Below are 16,342 nucleotides of genomic sequence, written 5' to 3'. Positions count from 1 at the left end.
ACCTCCCGCATCGATACGTTTCGCTTTACCAGTTAACCAAACCCCTGCCGCCATTGGCCACGTGCCGACGGGTGGCGCTGGCAATCCCCCCGGCACGATCGGCCGCCACGGTCTAGATTGAGGTTTAGAGGTATTGGTGCAGAAGGAGACGTTGCATGCCTTACCAATCGAACGAATCGCTGTTCAGCCACTTCCAGGACAACCATATCGACCTGAGCCACATCGACGCCCAATTGCAACTGGTTGCACCCGACAGCCCTAACCTGCCGCTGTACCGTGACATGATGCTGACCATCCTGCGCATGGCCCACGATGACAGTGACCGCTGGAGCGCCAAGATCACCCTGCAGGCCTTGCGCGAACTGGACCAGTCGTTCCGCACCCTGCAGCGCTACAAGAGCCGCCGCAAGGTGACCGTGTTCGGCTCGGCGCGTACGCCGCTGGAACACCCGATGTATGCACTGGCCCGTGAACTGGGCGCTACCCTGGCGCGCTCGGACCTGATGGTCATCACCGGCGCAGGCGGCGGCATCATGGCTGCAGCCCACGAAGGCGCCGGCAGCGCCCACAGCCTGGGCTTCAACATCACCCTGCCTTTTGAACAGCATGCCAACCCTACGGTGGACGGCACCGACAAGCTGCTGCCTTTCCACTTCTTCTTCATCCGCAAACTGTTCTTCGTCAAGGAGGCCGACGCCCTGGTGCTCTGCCCGGGCGGCTTCGGCACCCTCGATGAGGCGCTGGAAGTGCTGACCCTGATCCAGACCGGCAAAAGCCCGCTGGTCCCCGTGGTATTGCTGGACTCACCGGGCGGCAGCTTCTGGCGTGATTGCCTGGGCTTCATCAGCCGCCAACTGGAGGACAATCATTACATTCTGCCCAGCGACCTGAAGCTGGTGCGCCTGGTGCACAGTGCCGAGGAGGCGGTGGAGGAAATCAACCAGTTCTACCGCAACTATCACTCCAGCCGCTGGTTGAACAGCCAGTTCGTGATCCGCATGCATCACGCCCTGAGCGAGGCGGCGCTGTCTGACATCGAGGAAGGCTTTGCTGACCTGCGCCTGAGCGGCAAGTACCACCAGCAAGCAGACAGCAGCGCCGAACATGAGTTGGGGGACTACAGCCACCTGACCCGTTTGTCGTTCGCCTTCAATGGCCGAAACCAAGGGCGCCTGCGCGAACTGGTGGACTTTATCAACCTGCCGGAGAACTGGGCCAAGCCACAGCCCATGCATACCACGCAGCGGGCCAGGGAGGCGTTGAAGGCCAGCTGATCAGGCACTAGGGGCAGCGCGCTGGAGAGTACCGGCGTTGCCGATGTTCGCGGCTGAGGCCGCTGCTACGGGGATTGTTGCGAGGTCTGCGGCGGCTAGTAATCGTCGAGGTCTCGCCCGCTGAGCAAGCGGCCGATCATGTCCATGGTGAAGCCCCGATAGGCGAGAAAACGGGTTTGCTGGGCGCGGCTGCGCGGGTCCTGCGGGCGTTGCCCGGCGAACTTGCGCTGCCATACATCCCGCATGCGTTCGGCCCAATCCACGCCGCTTTCACGCAGCGCCTGCTCAATGTCGGCGCGCAGCAAACCACGCTGCCCCAGCTCTTCACGAATACGTGCTGGGCCATAGCCAGATCCGGAACGGTAACGAATGAAGCTCTCGAGGTAACGGGCTTCACTCAGCAGACCCTCTTCGGTGAGCCGGTCGAGCTCTGGCTCGATCAGCTCATCGGAGGCACCGCGCTGACGCAACTTGCGCGTCAGCTCGACGCGACCATGCTCACGTCGCGCAAGCAGGTCCATGGCTGTCCGCCGAATGGCGACGGGGGTGTCGAGTACGGCGGACATGTTCAGCTATAAACCACGCGATCAATAACCGGCTTCAGCGTCGACCATGTCGTCGGCACCCGCTTCGACAGCGGCAGCTTTACCGGCTGCGGCTACAGCGCCAGCGTTCAGCAGCTTCTCACGGATCTGCCTCTCGATCTCGGTACCGATAGCCGGGTTTTCCGCCAGGTACTTGGCCGCGTTGGCTTTACCTTGGCCGATCTTGTTGCCCTGGTAGGCATACCAGGCACCGGACTTCTCGACCAGGCCTTGGGCAACGCCCAAGTCGATGATCTCACCGTTACGGTAGATACCCTTGCCGTAGAGGATCTGGAACTCGGCCTGACGGAACGGAGGCGAGACCTTGTTCTTGACGATCTTGACGCGGGTTTCGCTGCCGACCACCTCGTCGCCTTCCTTGACAGCGCCGGTGCGGCGGATGTCCAGACGCACAGAGGCGTAGAACTTCAGGGCGTTACCACCGGTGGTGGTTTCCGGGCTACCGAACATGACGCCGATCTTCATGCGGATCTGGTTGATGAAGATGACCAGGCAGTTGGCGTTCTTGATGTTACCGGTGATCTTGCGCAGCGCCTGGGACATCAGGCGAGCCTGCAGGCCCACGTGCATGTCGCCCATTTCGCCTTCGATCTCGGCCTTGGGTACCAGCGCGGCCACCGAGTCGACAATGATCACGTCAACTGCGTTGGAACGCACCAGCATGTCGGTGATTTCCAGGGCCTGCTCACCCGTGTCCGGCTGCGAGACCAGCAGGTCGTCGACATTGACGCCCAGCTTGCCGGCATATTCAGGGTCGAGTGCGTGCTCGGCGTCGACGAAGGCGCAGGTGGCGCCATTCTTCTGGGCTTCGGCGATGACCGACAGGGTCAGCGTGGTCTTACCCGACGATTCCGGACCGTAGATCTCGACGATACGGCCCTTTGGCAGACCACCAATGCCCAAGGCAATGTCCAGGCCCAGAGAGCCGGTAGAGATGGCCGGGATAGCCTGGCGCTCGTGGTCGCCCATGCGCATTACCGCGCCTTTACCGAATTGACGTTCGATCTGACCCAGGGCCGCAGCCAAGGCGCGCTTCTTGTTGTCGTCCATTGAAATCCTCACGTGTTCGACGGGCCCTGACGGCCGCAATACCTGTATAAGTAGCCAGTATTATTCCACAGGCTAGCGCTGGCGCAAACCCCTGTCTTCGATTTCCTCGCCAGCAAGCTGTAACAAGCCGTCTAACGCGGCGCTCACCGTCTGTCGGCGCACCGCTTCGCGGTCGCCGTCGAACTGCCGCCGCTGGCTGATCACCCGACTGCCGTTGCCCCAGGCCAGCCACACGGTACCCACGGGTTTGGCCGGCGAGCCGCCATCCGGCCCCGCCACCCCGCTTACCGCCACGGCAAAGCGCGCGCCGCTGGCCGCCTGGGCGCCGCGGACCATGGCCTCGACCACCTCCTGGCTGACCGCCCCCACCTGCCCGAACAGCGCCTCGGGCACCCCCAGCTGGCGGGTTTTCTGGGCATTGGAGTACGTCACGTAACCGGCCTCGAACCAGGCGGAGCTACCGGGGATGCGCGTGATGGCTTGCGCGATGCCGCCGCCCGTGCAGGACTCGGCAGTGGTCACTTGGGCATCCAAACGGCGCAGATGTTCACCCAAACGGGCGGCAAGCAGGGTGATCGGGTCCATGTCGGGCTCCTCCAGGGCGGCCCTCTACCCTACCACCCTGCCGGCAACCTGGCTCAGGAAACCTGCAGCAGCGCAGCGGCCTGCAGCGGCTGCCGGTCACTGTTCCGTGCGTGCCTGCATCTCGCGAAAAAAGCCTGTACCATTGCCGGTTTACCGCCAACCAGATCACCCGCTGTAAGGCCCTGAATGTCTGATCTCTCCGCACACACCCCGATTGTGCCGGAGTAGGCATGCGAAAAGGCCGCCAAGCCCCGGAACACGGGGGATTGAGCGCCTCTCGCCTTCCAGTATTAGCGTATGCATTGGCATAGGCTGGCATGGAATGGCGCATGGTTTGCCCCATTTTTGCCCCATGAGTACCCCCCAAAGGCCGAGCTGAGGGAGTTACAAGTCTCTTTCCTGGGGCGCCACGGAAGGGCGATGATGGATTGGGCAGGCCATAGTCAAAAGCCTTGATATGCAAGACCTCTAGGGCCAAGCATCCACGTCAGTACCAATTTTGTACCAATCCTTGCCTTAATAAGGGGCAAAACCATATTTTTGCCAGGCTTCCCGTTCTTGCTCCATTCGGACAGCTTTGATCTTGAGGGCGTTGACCACCCAGTTAATGCTCTAAATTCCCCCTACGAATGTCCGCTCATTCGCCGACTCGGTTACCATCGACCCCAAACAAACACAAATGATCTGCATGGTTCTGCTCAGCACCAGCCACTCGAAATCTTTGGCCACATTTGCGTCTCCTATAAACAGCTCAATTTCCTGTAGAAGCTCCATGAGTAGCTTCCTACCCAATCTATCCTTGCTCTTCTGAGACTTTGTCCGATACGCTACAGTGCCAAGCCGACCAACTTGACAGGATAATCACACCACTCCAGGTTATACAGCCATGCCTAATAGCCATATTAAAGAATTTGCCTTAGAGTATTGCCTTTCTTCTATACCGCCACAATACGCAGTACTTATAAAAGGCGCATGGGGCAGCGGAAAAAGCTGGTTTATCCAAGATTTAATTAAAGCCCTCCATTTGAAGAATGGACGCGAGCTATACGTCAGCTTGTACGGACTCAACTCATTTTCTGCAATCGAAGATGAATTCTACAGAAAGCTCCACCCGATCCTTTCTAGCAAAGGCATGGAAATAGCGGGAAAAATCCTTAAAGGTACGCTCAAAGCTACATTGAAGGTCGACCTTAATTCAGATGGACATAATGATGGATCGATAAGCACTTCCATCCCCAACCTAAACCTTCCAGACTATCTGAAAAACACTACCGGCTTAGTGCTAATTTTTGATGACATCGAGCGCTGCTCTATAAACCTGCCAGACCTGTTAGGCTATATAAATCACTTCGTCGAGCATCAAGATTATAAAGTAATACTAGTTGCCAACGAAGACGAACTAAAAAAAGAAGAAAAATACAAATCAATTAAAGAAAAATTAATTGGCAAAATATTTGAAATCACACCTCAAATTGAGGATGCCCTGGATAGCTTCATCGAAGAATCCCAAATTAGGCCATTTTACGAATCACATCGAGGCCTAATTAAAGACACTCACATCCAATCACAATATAGAAATCTTCGCCACTTACGCCAAGCGCTTTTAGATTTCGCCAAAATTGAGCGAAGACTACCGGACGAGATTAGCGATCACCATGACTTAATGGCGCACTTTCTTCAAATCTTTCTTATCTTCACCTTTGAAATTCGCCATGGCAATTTTACCGCCAGCGACATCGACAATGCACATAACACCTATATTAATTATCAGGTTAGGCAATACTTTAATAAGGGATCTGAAGAGCAAAAGCCACCTATTGCACAGCTAAAAGAAAAGTATCAAACCTTGAACCTGCATAACACGCTAATAGGGGCCGACGAGTGGATCAACTTACTCGACAAAGGAATTATTAATCACGAAATTATTATCACGCAACTAAAAAACTCCAAATATCTTATCTCTGAAGACACCCCAAACTGGATAAGGCTATGGAATTTCTGGAATCATACCGATGGCGAATTTATTTCTTTAGCAGACGCCGTATGGAAAGAACTGAAAAACTTGGAGTTCAGCTCAGTACCCGAAATAAAGCACGTAATAGGCATGATGCTCTATTTCAGTAAGGAGGGATTGATATCAAACACCTCCGAAAATATTATCTCAACAGGCATGAGGTGCATCAGGCACTTGCGTGAAAAGGGAGAGCTCGATCAAAAATCAGGCACCCCGTTTAGAGAAGACGAATCCGCAATGGGCATGCAGTTCCTAAGCCATGACACAGACGAATTTAAAGAATTCTGCAAGCAAATCCGGAACGAGCAAGAGCAAGCTTTCCATGCCACCCTACCCCTATTAGGCAAAGAGCTTTTGACCATACTAACTAAATCCCCCAAAGAATTTACTACCCAGCTTTATGGCTCCGGGCCTTATCGCGACGCTCCCATTCTCGCCCATATCCCGGCATCCGACTTTGTTGGCACCCTATTACTCCTGAAACCCAATGAACTCAATGATGCATGTTATTTCTTTGAAGAGCGCTATATTTCCCGCGCTTTCAGCATGCTCACGCAAGAACGAAAGTGGGTACTTGAAGTTAAGTCACTTTTGGAGAAGGAAATTTGCAAGCGCAGGGGCTCTATAACCGGACACTGCCTAAAAGGAATTGTCAACCACAAAATCACCAAAGCAACTCAGCTGCTTATGGAGAAGTAATTAGATGGAGAATAGTCGATATGAATTTAAGATACACCGCGATTGTGCTTTAGTTTGGCAAAGCCTAAGCCGCTCAAAACCCGCAGCCTAATGGATGGGCATAGACTGCCTTTAGGCTCGCCCTATTTTTGCCCAAGCCACCGCGAGCGATCATATCGCGGATACGGTCCAAAGCTGATCGACCCGCGTCGTATAGAACTGACCCATCATCTCCCGGCGCATCCGCCATTCGGGGGTGCGGGGGATGCTCCCGGCCCGCACCGTTCCCCTACCATACCGGTCGTTGATCTCATCGAGAGTTGACATCAGTCGGCCACTCGCCACAGGCTGGCTCACAGCGAACAAGTCGTCGGTAAGCTCACCAGGCTGTCGCAAATCGAGTAGCAACACCTCGTGCTGTATCGATAGCCGGACCGATAAACCCGCTCCACGGCCTCCATTGCAGCCCGGGTGAGCAATAAGGTGTCATTGGTGGGATACGGCAGGTCGACCAGAACACCTTTAGCAAAGTGCAGCTCGTTGGGGTTGAACATACGGTCGCGGTAGGAATGGCAGTCACCTGCCACCCCCCGCACAGATCCGTACGTGCAGAATTACCGCATACGGCTCCTGCCTTGGGTTTTGACGCCGAAACGGGTCATGGGATAAGGATGCATGGGTAGTTCTCGTGGATAGGGAATGAACAACCTTGCCAGTGCAATCATGCGTTCCCAGTTCAGGCGGTGTCTCTGACTCCGTCGTTTGAGGGCATGCCTCCATGCACCGATAACTTCACGGCGAAACGCATCAAGCCGCTTCGTGTTACCAGGTACGTGGTAGTAATTGCAGTAACCTGTGAACAGGCGATTCAGCCACTTTCCGATCACAGCAACCGGTTCGTGCCTACGCTTGTACAGTTGTCCGCGTATCTCTTGGAGTGTTGCTCTCATACGCTTGGCGATGGTCACCCGTCCGACCTCGAACATCCCATTCTTGGCTTGACTACAGAAATGCGTGAACCCGAGGAAGTCGAATGTTTCTGGTTTTCCTTCCCCACGCTTCTGGCGATCTTCCACCGCGAACCAGCCAAACCGCAGTAAACGAGTTTTCTCTGGATGTAGCGTCAGGTTGAATTGAGCGAGTCGAAACTCCAATGCATGGCGAAAACTCCATGCATCTTCACGCTTTTCAAAACCAATCACACTGTCGTCTGCATACCGCACGGCAATCATCTCACCCTTAGCGGTACGCCCACGCCATTGCCTGACCCATAAGTCCATCACGTAGTGCAGGTAGATATTGGCCAGCAACGGTGAAATGGGCGCACCTTGTGGTGTGCCCTGCTTTGCAGGAATTCGCTTTCCGTTTTCGAGAACACCTGTGCGCAGCCATCGTGCTATCAGTGCTAACACTCGTCTATCCGCAATTCGGTGTTGCAGGAAGCACATCATCCACTCGTGATCGATGGTGTCAAAGAACGCACGAATATCCACGTCCAATATCCACCGGATTCGAGCAGTCTGCACTCCTACCGATAAAGCATCCAATGCATCGTGTTGCCCTCGACCAGGGCGAAACCCATACGAGAGTCCAAGGAAGTTCGGCTCATAGATAGCGTTGAGCACTTGCACGACTGCGGCTTGGACGATCTTGTCCTCCAAAGCCGTTACACCCAGCGGACGCTCGCTGCCATCTGCCTTTGGGATAAATACCCGCCGAACAGGTTTGGCTCGATAGCAGCCACTGTGCACTTTGTCATGCAAGGCTTTCAGCTTCTCCTGAAGATCTTGCTCATACTCTCGCCACGATATTCCATCCACACCACAAGCCGCGTCTCGCTTGAGATTATGGAAACTCTCGCGCAATAGCTCGACCGTTACGTGGTGCAGCAGACTCGTGAACTTGACCCGGCGATCAAGCCGGGCTGCTTGACGTACAGCGAGCAACCCTGACAACGCACTTGTCCGGCTCTGCGTCCGGGATGCGGAAGGCTGTTCACTGTTCCCCTTGGCTAACTCCCTTTCCTCCATCACCTCCGCCGGGGCAAGCCCATTGTTCGGCAACTTCTCAGGTACTACGGAGCTATCCGACTTCTCATCCGCGTGGACGGCAGACTTTTGGCGTGTGGCCTTTCCTGCCCCGTCTGGCTTGTCACGACCAGACACGAATGAGATCTCCCAGCTTCCGTGCAGTTGACTTCCCAGCATGCTCAGGGTCTACGACCGCGCAGGGCATGATGCATGACTTGCGATTATCGTCATGTCCACTGTGGCCTTCCGCTTCGCATAATAGCGTCGGCGCCCCGGACTCATGTTTTCGCGGCTCAATGGCTGGCCTGCTGGTTTCCCCTGCCAACACTTCACCGTACACCTCACGGGGCACAGCGCATGACTCGGGGTCGAGGTGTTTCGCCATAACTTCTCTCGTAGGGACTTTCACCCTTTATCAACTGCCAGCTTTGCTGGCGTACTAAGCGCTCCATGAACCCCACCTAACCAAAGATGGGCAGCGCACCTAGCTGTGTATTCGAGGTGTGCAATTCCATGGCAGTAGCGCTTCGTAGTCTTCCACTGAGCACGCCTGCGGCAGGCGTTCCAGTGCGTGGCGCAGCCACGCATAGGGTTCTTGGCCGTTGGCTTTGGCCGTTTCTACCAAGCTGTAAAGTTGTGCGCTGGCAGTGGCACCTTTGGGCGTTTCACTGAACAACCAGTTCTTTCTTCCAATGACAAACGGGCGGATCGCACGCTCGGCCGCGTTGTTGTCCATCGGCAAGTAGCCGTGCTCGACGTAGCGTTCCAATTTGCTCCAGTTGCTGGCCAAGTAACCGATGGCCTTGCCCAAGGCATTCTGCGTCGTGACCTGAGGTCGCGTTTTCTCTACCCAGTTTTTCAGCTGAGTCAGCAATGGCAGGCTGCGCTCCATGCGGGCGACCTTACGATCTTCGTCGTCACTGTCCTTCAAGTCGCGCTCGACGCCATAGAGCTTATTGATCAGGTTCAATGCGATGTCAGCGCGTCCTGTTTTGCCCTTGGGCTGTACTTTCTGCGCTTCGACGAACTTGCGGCGCGCGTGCGCCCAGCAGCCCAGTCGCTCTAGCCCGTCCTGTGCGGCCAGCGCGTTGTAACCAGCGTAGTCGTCGGTCATGACATAGCCGCGATAGCCGTCCAGCAGGCGCACCGGCACCTCCTGCGCTCGGCTGGTGGCGTAGTCGAAAAGGATCACCGGGCGATCAGGTGGGCCGCCGGTTTGCACCCACATCCAGGATTGGCTGCTGGGCTCACGCCCCGGATCTTTCAACACCTGCACACGTGTTTCATCACAGTGGATGATCCGACTGTTCAACAGGCTTTCGCGCATCAGATTCAGCAGCGGCTGAAGGTGCTCGCTGCATTGAATCACCCAGCGTGCCAGGGTTTGGCGCGGGATATCGATACCGTGACGCCCCAGCACTTTTTCGAAGCGATGAAGCGACAAGCCGTCTACGTATTTGGTGGTCAGCAGCATGGCCAGCACACTCGGGCTGGCCATGCTTTTCTCGATCATCTGGGCGGGCTTGTCCGCCGTTACGGGCGCTGACTCGCAGTCCCGGCAGCCGTACACCTTGCGAACATGTTTGATGACGCGAATCTGCATCGGGATGATTTCAAGCTGTTCGCTGACTTCTTCACCGATGGCATGTTTACGGCAGCCACAAGCGCAGGTCAGTTCATGCTCGGGCAGTTCGTGGACAACTTCGATACGCGGCAAATCAGCTGGCAGCGGCTTGCGCTTGCCACGGCGCTTGGTCGGCGCAACGACTTCTTCGTCGTCAGCCTCATCCAAGGGCTCGGCCAGGCTTTCCGCTTCGTCGAAGAGTGGCAACTGTGGTGTCGCCGCATCGCCAGTCTGCTCGGTCTTGCGCCCGAACAAGCGCTGGCGCAACAGCGCAACTTCCTCTTCGAGATGAACGATCTTGCCCTTGTCGGACGCGCGCTCGTGGATCATCTGCTCAAGCAGTTGCTTGAGCAGAACAGGATCGTCAGGGAGGTTTTCGGGCATGGAAATCATGCCGCGGATTATACCGAATCAGGCGACGTATCGAGGCGTCAAAACCTGATGCGGACGGTTGCGCCAGAGGTCGAAGCCATCGAGCAGCCAGTTCAGTTCCTGAACGGTCAGGACAATGGCGACGTCAGTCGGATCAGGTGAAGTTTTGAACCGTTCGGACTCCAGGCGTTTGAGCCAGAGGCAGAAGCCGTTGCGTTCCCAATACAGGATCTTCACGCGGTTGCGCGGCTTGTTGAGGAAGACGAAAAGCACTGGATCGAACACCGCCACCTTGATATCGAGTTCGACCAGCGCGGCCAGGCCATCGATGGATTTTCGAAAGTCGACGGGCTTGGGGTAGAGGTACACTTTTTCGACTTTGGAGTCGGGTCGCATCATGGTCGGCGAGCTCCAGAAAGAAATCGGGAGCACAGCATCGGGAATCAGTTAAGCGCTTTGAATGTGGGGTTCATGGAGCGCTTACCACTAACGCACGAGGAGTTCGACCTGGTCGTCACGAAAGGCTGCCTGCATCCTCAAGATGTGGCGGCAACCACGCTTGCCGTCTACACCGGACTGCGCCCAGGCGAACTCTGCGCGCTGGCCGTGGAAGACATCGATCTAGAGGCAGGGAAGATCGAAGTAACCAGGGCGATAACCGCCGACGGCACATTCAAACTTCCCAAGATAGGTAAGCCCCGCACAGTGCTGCTAATGGAACCCGCAATCGAGGCCTGCAGAACCCTGATAGCCATCGTGAGCAAGCACCCCAAGCGGGACATCCGCGTTTACCACAACCGGCACGAATGGAGAGATGATTCGGTCACCCCGCTCCTGTCACCAAGCACCCAGGCACGGAAAAAGGTCATCAACGAGTGGTTCGTCTCAACTGCCTGGAATACGAAATGGGCGGGGATTCAGCGCCGCGCCGGTATCCGACCAAGGCGCCCGTACCAGACACGGCACACCTACGCCTGCTGGTGCCTAACTGCCCGAGGCAACCTTGCGTTCATCGCGAAGCAGATGGGGCACAAGGACTTCACTATGCTGGTCGAAGTATATGCAAAGTGGATGGATGACGAATCGCCCACCGAGCTTAACAGAATTTGGGAGAACATTAAGTTCAGGAGTAGCAACCTTGGGTTCTAGGTCGCTTGAGCTATCGTACCATTTGCTTTAAGCATTTCGATAAGTACGAGTCCATCCCTAACTGCATCTTCAAACTTAATGGGATCGTCATCATACAAAGCTGCACTAGAGGCAACTTCCTCCGGCCTAAAGCGATATGCGACCCCGACAAGCTTCCGCTGCTCCTCAACGTGCTTGGGATACTTGGCCAGGTATCCCAATATCACTTCTTGCCACTCCTTGTCCCCATCTCGCGCCTGCCAAGTTCCCTCATCTACGATTGGATAAAGCTGAGAAGCAAATATACTCATCAAAAACGTCGCGCACGTAAGGCCCGAACCAGGCTCTTGATTGGCAACGCTCCCATCAGCATCGAAAAACAGAGAAATCCCATCCGAGCCGATTCCGTAGGGAACTATGTGTTGATTGCGACGCCATACGGTCTTTACAAAACTAACAATATCCTCGACCTGTTGATCTAGAAAGCCAGAACATTCATATGCTGTGTAACGACCAATCTCTGCAACGTAGTTTTCAGGTGTATCATTAGTAAGGCGATGATGCCACGCCAAATGAATTAACTCCGGTTTCTCACCATCTAACAAATGAAAACCCACATGACGTTGTTTCTCGTCACCCGAAATCGTAACACCCAACCGAGCGCCTGCAAACTCCTTAATATCAAGCATCCCTTGATCTCTACTATGCCAAACCTTTGAGCAGCTTTTTTGCATCGGGATGACCCGACAGGCTCTCCCTTACCTTGAACTCATAGTACTTCCAATAAACCAAGCTCTTTCGAACTCGAGAAGTCGCTCGCAAAAAACTTACAGAAAGCGAGTGATCGACCAACTGTTCCGAACTAAGAAACAACATATGATCAATCATCTTCAAATTCTTCTGCTCAAACGCCTCCTCAAGAAAATCATACATATAGTCGAGCGCGCGACGTCTCGATTCGGCTGCCTCGTAGATTTTCATTTTGTACAGATGAAGCGCTGCCTCTGTTTCAAATGAGTCGATTGTGCTACTAGGCCCCGATGGTAATTCTTGGAACCGCCCCCAAAGATCAGCAATCGTTTTAAAGCAAACACTCAAGTGCTGCCAAGCATGGGACTCTATACTTGAACCACCACCGCCACCATATGTCACAACCTTCTTCGATTGCGCACCTACAACTTTCGCAGAATATACATCCTGCTCAATTGCTACTGGGACGCTAACCACATTTCGTCGAAGAGTGGCGTGCGAGGTTAAGCTGTGATTCCAAACTGGGAATGATACCGTCGGAATGCAAACGGTGGAATCTGTCTTTTCCTCAGGCACAGGAAAATAGACCCTAAGAGCTCCATCTCTTACCGCTGGATTAATCATTGCGCACCTTCACTCACAAGTGACATCGCATAAGTGCTTAGACTAGTTAAAACCTCAACCACATCTAGTCTTGCAGAATCATATGGCAGTTCCGCAGTATTGATATCAAACTCCAGCCTCAGAGCAAAATCACTCGACTGTTCGGCTAAGCCTTCATTGGTAAGCTGAAGAGTTTTTATCTCCACGCACGACCACTTACTTATCACGTTTGCCAAAAAACCATTGCCTGCCTTCTGCCTATTTACCTGAAGAGAGAAATCCCTCATATCAGATGCAAAATCAACAAACGGCAAAAACTCCCCAAGAAGCTGATAGCCTTCTTGAATATCGGCAACCGGCAATAATAAAACCCCACCAAATGCAACTCGGCGTGAATCGATGGAGCTGAAACGAGAATACCAATTCCTCATCAACCCCAAAACTTCAACAAACTGACCAGCGTTAGGGACTGGCGACTCACCGGCGCTCGAATTATAAAGCACATCAACTCGACCAACCTGTGAGTGTACGGCAAGATTTCCATTCAGCCACTCTCCTTCCTCGACCCTAATCCTGGAACCTCGTTTCTCCGAAACAGTTTCAGGAGGGCTTGACGTTAGCGAAGACCAGCTAAAGTTCTGCTCACCTTGCCCCGCTTGGAGGTTAAGAAAAGAGAACCTTAGTACTTCTACTTGCCAAGGTAGCACTGCCATAATATTGCTCGACCGTTCCATTCAAGTAGTAATATATCTGCCCCAAAAAAAGGTAGACGGGGCGTCTACCCGAGCATAGCAGTGATGGCTGACACCGGGGTAGAATCACTTTGCCATCATTTTGCTACATCGCCCCTATAAAGTGAAGCAGCTTAGTTTTGTCAATTTTCTCTCCTGCTCGTTCGCACCCGGTTGAGTGCACCTACTAGGCCGTCGTGATACCCTTCGTCGCGCAGCGCCTGCTCGAATAGTGAGCACCGCGTTTTACCCCATTTTTGCCCCAGACCAGTGGCTGCTGCTCCTTAAGGTCCTGATGAACAAAGCAATTTCTGATCTCTCCGCACACACCCCGATGATGCAACAGTACTGGAAGCTGAAGAATCAGCACCCGGAGCAGTTGATGTTCTACCGCATGGGCGACTTCTACGAGATCTTCTACGAAGATGCGAAAAAAGCCGCCAAACTGCTGGACATCACGCTGACCGCGCGCGGCCAGTCGGCCGGCCAGTCCATCCCCATGTGCGGGATTCCGTTCCATTCGCTGGAAGGTTACCTGGCCAAGCTGGTCAAACTGGGCGAATCGGTGGTGATCTGCGAGCAGATCGGCGACCCGGCGACCAGCAAGGGCCCGGTCGAGCGCCAGGTGGTGCGCATCATCACCCCCGGCACGGTCAGCGATGAAGCCCTGCTCGACGAACGCCGCGACAACCTGATTGCCGCGCTGCTCGGTGACGAGCGCCTGTTCGGCCTGGCCGTACTGGACATCACCAGCGGTAACTTCAGCGTGCAGGAGATCAAGGGCTGGGAAAACCTGCTGGCCGAACTCGAGCGCCTGAACCCGGTCGAGCTGCTGATCCCCGACGACTGGCCACGCGACCTGCCCGCCGAGAAGCGCCCGGGGGCGCGGCGCCGTGCACCGTGGGACTTCGACCGCGACTCAGCGCGCAAGGCCTTGTGCCAGCAGTTCGCAACCAAGGACCTGAAAGGCTTCGGCTGCGACAAGCTGACCCTGGCCATCGGTGCCGCTGGCTGCCTGCTGACCTACGCCAAGGAAACCCAGCGCACGGCGCTGCCGCACCTGCGCAGCCTGCGCCATGAGCGCCTGGACGATACGGTCATCCTCGATGGCGCCAGCCGGCGCAACCTGGAACTGGACATTAACCTGGCCGGCGGGCGCGACAATACCCTGCAATCGGTGGTCGACCGCTGCCAGACGGCCATGGCCAGCCGCCTGCTGAGCCGCTGGCTGAACCGCCCGCTGCGCGACCTCAAGGTGCTCCAGGCACGCCAGGACTCGATTCGCTGCCTGCTCGACGGCTACCGTTTCGAAAAGCTGCAGCCACAGCTGAAAGAAATTGGCGACATCGAGCGCATCCTGGCGCGTATCGGGCTGCGTAATGCTCGCCCGCGTGACCTGGCCCGGCTGCGCGACGCCCTGGGCGCGCTGCCCGAGCTGCAGAACGCCATGACCGAGCTCGAAGCGCCGCACCTGGCACGCCTGGCTGCGATCACCGGTACCTACCCCGAGCTGGCCAGCCTGCTGGAACGGGCGATCATCGACAACCCGCCGGCGGTCATCCGCGATGGGGGCGTGCTCAAGGCCGGTTACGACAACGAACTGGACGACCTGCTGGCCATCAGCGAAAACGCCGGGCAGTTCCTGATCGACCTCGAAGCCCGCGAAAAGGCGCGTACCGGCCTGGCCAACCTGAAGGTCGGCTACAACCGGGTGCACGGCTACTTCATCGAGCTGCCGACCAAGCAGGCCGAACAGGCCCCCGGCGACTACATTCGTCGCCAGACCCTCAAAGGTGCCGAACGCTTCATCACGCCGGAGCTGAAGGCCTTCGAGGACAAGGCACTGTCGGCCAAGAGCCGCGCCCTGGCCCGCGAGAAGATGCTCTACGACGCCCTGCTGGAAACCCTGATCAGCCACCTGGCGCCGCTGCAGGACAGCGCTGCCGCCCTGGCCGAACTGGACGTACTCAGCAACCTGGCCGAGCGCGCGCTGAACCTCGACCTGAACTGCCCACGCTTTGTCGATGAGCCCTGCCTGCGGATCGAGCAAGGCCGTCACCCGGTCGTCGAGCAGGTGCTGACCACGCCGTTCGTGGCCAACGACCTGGGCCTGGACAACAACACGCGCATGCTGATCATCACCGGCCCGAACATGGGCGGTAAGTCCACCTACATGCGCCAGACCGCCCTGATCGTGCTGCTGGCCCACATCGGTAGTTTCGTACCGGCTGCCAGCTGCGAGCTGTCGCTGGTCGACCGCATCTTCACCCGTATCGGCTCCAGTGACGACCTGGCCGGCGGGCGCTCGACATTCATGGTCGAGATGAGCGAAACCGCCAACATCCTGCACAATGCCACTGACCGCAGCCTGGTGCTGATGGACGAAGTGGGCCGGGGCACCAGCACCTTCGACGGCCTGTCGCTGGCCTGGGCCGCCGCCGAGCGGCTGGCCGAACTGCGCGCTTACACGCTGTTCGCCACCCACTATTTCGAGCTCACCGTGCTGCCGGAAAGCGAGCCACTGGTGGCCAACGTGCACCTGAACGCCACCGAGCACAACGAACGCATCGTGTTCTTGCACCACGTACTGCCTGGGCCTGCCAGCCAGAGCTACGGCCTGGCGGTGGCACAACTGGCGGGCGTGCCGGCCGTGGTGATCCAGCGTGCCCGCGAACACCTTGGCCGGCTGGAAACCAGCAGCCTGCCCCATGAGCAGCCCGTGGCCCAAAAGGCCAAGGACGCGCCGCAGGTGCCGCACCAGAGCGACCTGTTCGCCAGCCTGCCACACCCGGCCATCGAAAAGCTGGGCAAACTGCAGCTGGACGACATGACCCCGCGTCAAGCTATCGAAATGCTATATCAACTAAAGAACCTGTTATAACGGCGCCCATTACAAGC

The 16,342-nt window shown here is 56.1% G+C and carries 13 protein-coding genes and 1 pseudogene; 4 read left to right on the top strand and 10 right to left on the bottom strand.

Going from position 1 to position 16,342, the window contains the following annotated elements:
- Window positions 1-155 precede the first annotated feature (155 nt).
- On the top strand, window positions 156-1,274 hold the full coding sequence (locus FPB55_RS05695) for an LOG family protein (protein WP_144187699.1): 1,119 nt from the start codon (window positions 156-158) through the stop codon (window positions 1,272-1,274).
- 95 nt (window positions 1,275-1,369) lie between these two features.
- Here FPB55_RS05695 and recX read toward each other — a convergent pair whose 3' ends face one another.
- The 3 genes from recX to FPB55_RS05680 form a co-directional block, all read right to left on the bottom strand.
- Window positions 1,370-1,840 carry a recombination regulator RecX gene (gene recX / locus FPB55_RS05690; protein WP_009686046.1) on the bottom strand — a complete coding sequence of 157 codons (471 nt, stop codon included), beginning with the start codon at window positions 1,838-1,840 and terminating at the stop codon, window positions 1,370-1,372.
- Between the two features lie 21 nt (window positions 1,841-1,861).
- The gene (gene recA / locus FPB55_RS05685; RefSeq protein WP_144187697.1) at window positions 1,862-2,929 is read right to left on the bottom strand and encodes a recombinase RecA; all 1,068 of its coding nucleotides are present in this window, start codon (window positions 2,927-2,929) and stop codon (window positions 1,862-1,864) included.
- Between the two features lie 72 nt (window positions 2,930-3,001).
- Window positions 3,002-3,514, bottom strand: a complete 513-nt coding sequence (locus tag FPB55_RS05680; RefSeq protein ID WP_144187695.1) for a CinA family protein — start codon at window positions 3,512-3,514, stop codon at window positions 3,002-3,004.
- 886 nt (window positions 3,515-4,400) lie between these two features.
- Between FPB55_RS05680 and FPB55_RS05675 the strand changes: the two genes are divergently transcribed.
- A complete protein-coding gene (locus FPB55_RS05675; protein WP_144187693.1) occupies window positions 4,401-6,227 on the top strand; it encodes a P-loop NTPase fold protein in 1,827 nt (608 codons plus the stop codon).
- A gap of 150 nt (window positions 6,228-6,377) precedes the next feature.
- On the opposite strand, the pseudogene FPB55_RS05670 reads toward FPB55_RS05675, so the two are convergent.
- The 4 genes and pseudogenes from FPB55_RS05670 to tnpB form a co-directional block, all read right to left on the bottom strand.
- Window positions 6,378-6,760: pseudogene (locus FPB55_RS05670) on the bottom strand (DUF4113 domain-containing protein); the annotation flags it as partial.
- Between the two features lie 60 nt (window positions 6,761-6,820).
- Window positions 6,821-8,371, bottom strand: a complete 1,551-nt coding sequence (gene ltrA, locus FPB55_RS05665; protein WP_342782918.1) for a group II intron reverse transcriptase/maturase — start codon at window positions 8,369-8,371, stop codon at window positions 6,821-6,823.
- 349 nt (window positions 8,372-8,720) lie between these two features.
- A complete protein-coding gene (locus FPB55_RS05660) occupies window positions 8,721-10,253 on the bottom strand; it encodes an IS66 family transposase (RefSeq protein ID WP_144187691.1) in 1,533 nt (510 codons plus the stop codon).
- A gap of 18 nt (window positions 10,254-10,271) precedes the next feature.
- Window positions 10,272-10,631: an IS66 family insertion sequence element accessory protein TnpB gene (tnpB, locus tag FPB55_RS05655; protein ID WP_238706620.1), complete on the bottom strand. Its 360-nt coding sequence runs from the start codon at window positions 10,629-10,631 to the stop codon at window positions 10,272-10,274.
- Between the two features lie 72 nt (window positions 10,632-10,703).
- Between tnpB and FPB55_RS05650 the strand changes: the two genes are divergently transcribed.
- Complete coding sequence (locus tag FPB55_RS05650) at window positions 10,704-11,381, top strand: site-specific integrase (protein WP_238706619.1); 678 nt, start codon at window positions 10,704-10,706, stop codon at window positions 11,379-11,381.
- Here the strand turns inward: FPB55_RS05650 and FPB55_RS05645 are convergent.
- The 3 genes from FPB55_RS05645 to FPB55_RS05635 are packed head-to-tail and all read right to left on the bottom strand — an operon-like array spanning window position 11,378 to window position 13,426.
- Entirely contained in the window at window positions 11,378-12,049 is a 672-nt protein-coding gene (locus FPB55_RS05645; RefSeq protein ID WP_144187689.1) for a hypothetical protein, read from the bottom strand. The genes FPB55_RS05650 and FPB55_RS05645 overlap by 4 nt on opposite strands.
- Window positions 12,050-12,062: 13 nt before the next feature.
- Window positions 12,063-12,734, bottom strand: coding sequence for a hypothetical protein (locus FPB55_RS05640; protein ID WP_144187687.1), 672 nt, complete (start codon window positions 12,732-12,734; stop codon window positions 12,063-12,065).
- Window positions 12,731-13,426, bottom strand: a complete 696-nt coding sequence (locus FPB55_RS05635) for a hypothetical protein (protein ID WP_144187685.1) — start codon at window positions 13,424-13,426, stop codon at window positions 12,731-12,733. Before FPB55_RS05635 ends, FPB55_RS05640 begins: the two co-directional genes overlap by 4 nt.
- A gap of 325 nt (window positions 13,427-13,751) precedes the next feature.
- Between FPB55_RS05635 and mutS the strand changes: the two genes are divergently transcribed.
- Window positions 13,752-16,325 carry a DNA mismatch repair protein MutS gene (gene mutS / locus FPB55_RS05630; RefSeq protein ID WP_115295227.1) on the top strand — a complete coding sequence of 858 codons (2,574 nt, stop codon included), beginning with the start codon at window positions 13,752-13,754 and terminating at the stop codon, window positions 16,323-16,325.
- Window positions 16,326-16,342: the final 17 nt, after the last annotated feature.

Source organism: Pseudomonas sp. BJP69, assembly GCF_007633355.1.
In the GTDB taxonomy this organism is placed as follows: Bacteria; Pseudomonadota; Gammaproteobacteria; order Pseudomonadales; family Pseudomonadaceae; genus Aquipseudomonas; species Aquipseudomonas juntendi.
This window is presented reverse-complemented; position numbering and strand designations above follow the sequence as displayed.

Excerpts from the sequence above, each read along its gene's own strand:
- tnpB (WP_238706620.1), bottom strand. The coding sequence starts at position 10,631 with ATGATGCGACCCGACTCCAAAGTCGAAAAAGTGTACCTCTACCCCAAG.
- FPB55_RS05635 (WP_144187685.1), bottom strand. The coding sequence starts at position 13,426 with ATGGCAGTGCTACCTTGGCAAGTAGAAGTACTAAGGTTCTCTTTTCTT.
- FPB55_RS05660 (WP_144187691.1), bottom strand. The coding sequence starts at position 10,253 with ATGATTTCCATGCCCGAAAACCTCCCTGACGATCCTGTTCTGCTCAAG.
- FPB55_RS05640 (WP_144187687.1), bottom strand. The coding sequence starts at position 12,734 with ATGATTAATCCAGCGGTAAGAGATGGAGCTCTTAGGGTCTATTTTCCT.
- recA (WP_144187697.1), bottom strand. The coding sequence starts at position 2,929 with ATGGACGACAACAAGAAGCGCGCCTTGGCTGCGGCCCTGGGTCAGATC.
- FPB55_RS05680 (WP_144187695.1), bottom strand. The coding sequence starts at position 3,514 with ATGGACCCGATCACCCTGCTTGCCGCCCGTTTGGGTGAACATCTGCGC.
- FPB55_RS05645 (WP_144187689.1), bottom strand. The coding sequence starts at position 12,049 with ATGCTTGATATTAAGGAGTTTGCAGGCGCTCGGTTGGGTGTTACGATT.
- FPB55_RS05675 (WP_144187693.1), top strand. The coding sequence starts at position 4,401 with ATGCCTAATAGCCATATTAAAGAATTTGCCTTAGAGTATTGCCTTTCT.
- recX (WP_009686046.1), bottom strand. The coding sequence starts at position 1,840 with ATGTCCGCCGTACTCGACACCCCCGTCGCCATTCGGCGGACAGCCATG.
- FPB55_RS05650 (WP_238706619.1), top strand. The coding sequence starts at position 10,704 with ATGGAGCGCTTACCACTAACGCACGAGGAGTTCGACCTGGTCGTCACG.
- FPB55_RS05695 (WP_144187699.1), top strand. The coding sequence starts at position 156 with ATGCCTTACCAATCGAACGAATCGCTGTTCAGCCACTTCCAGGACAAC.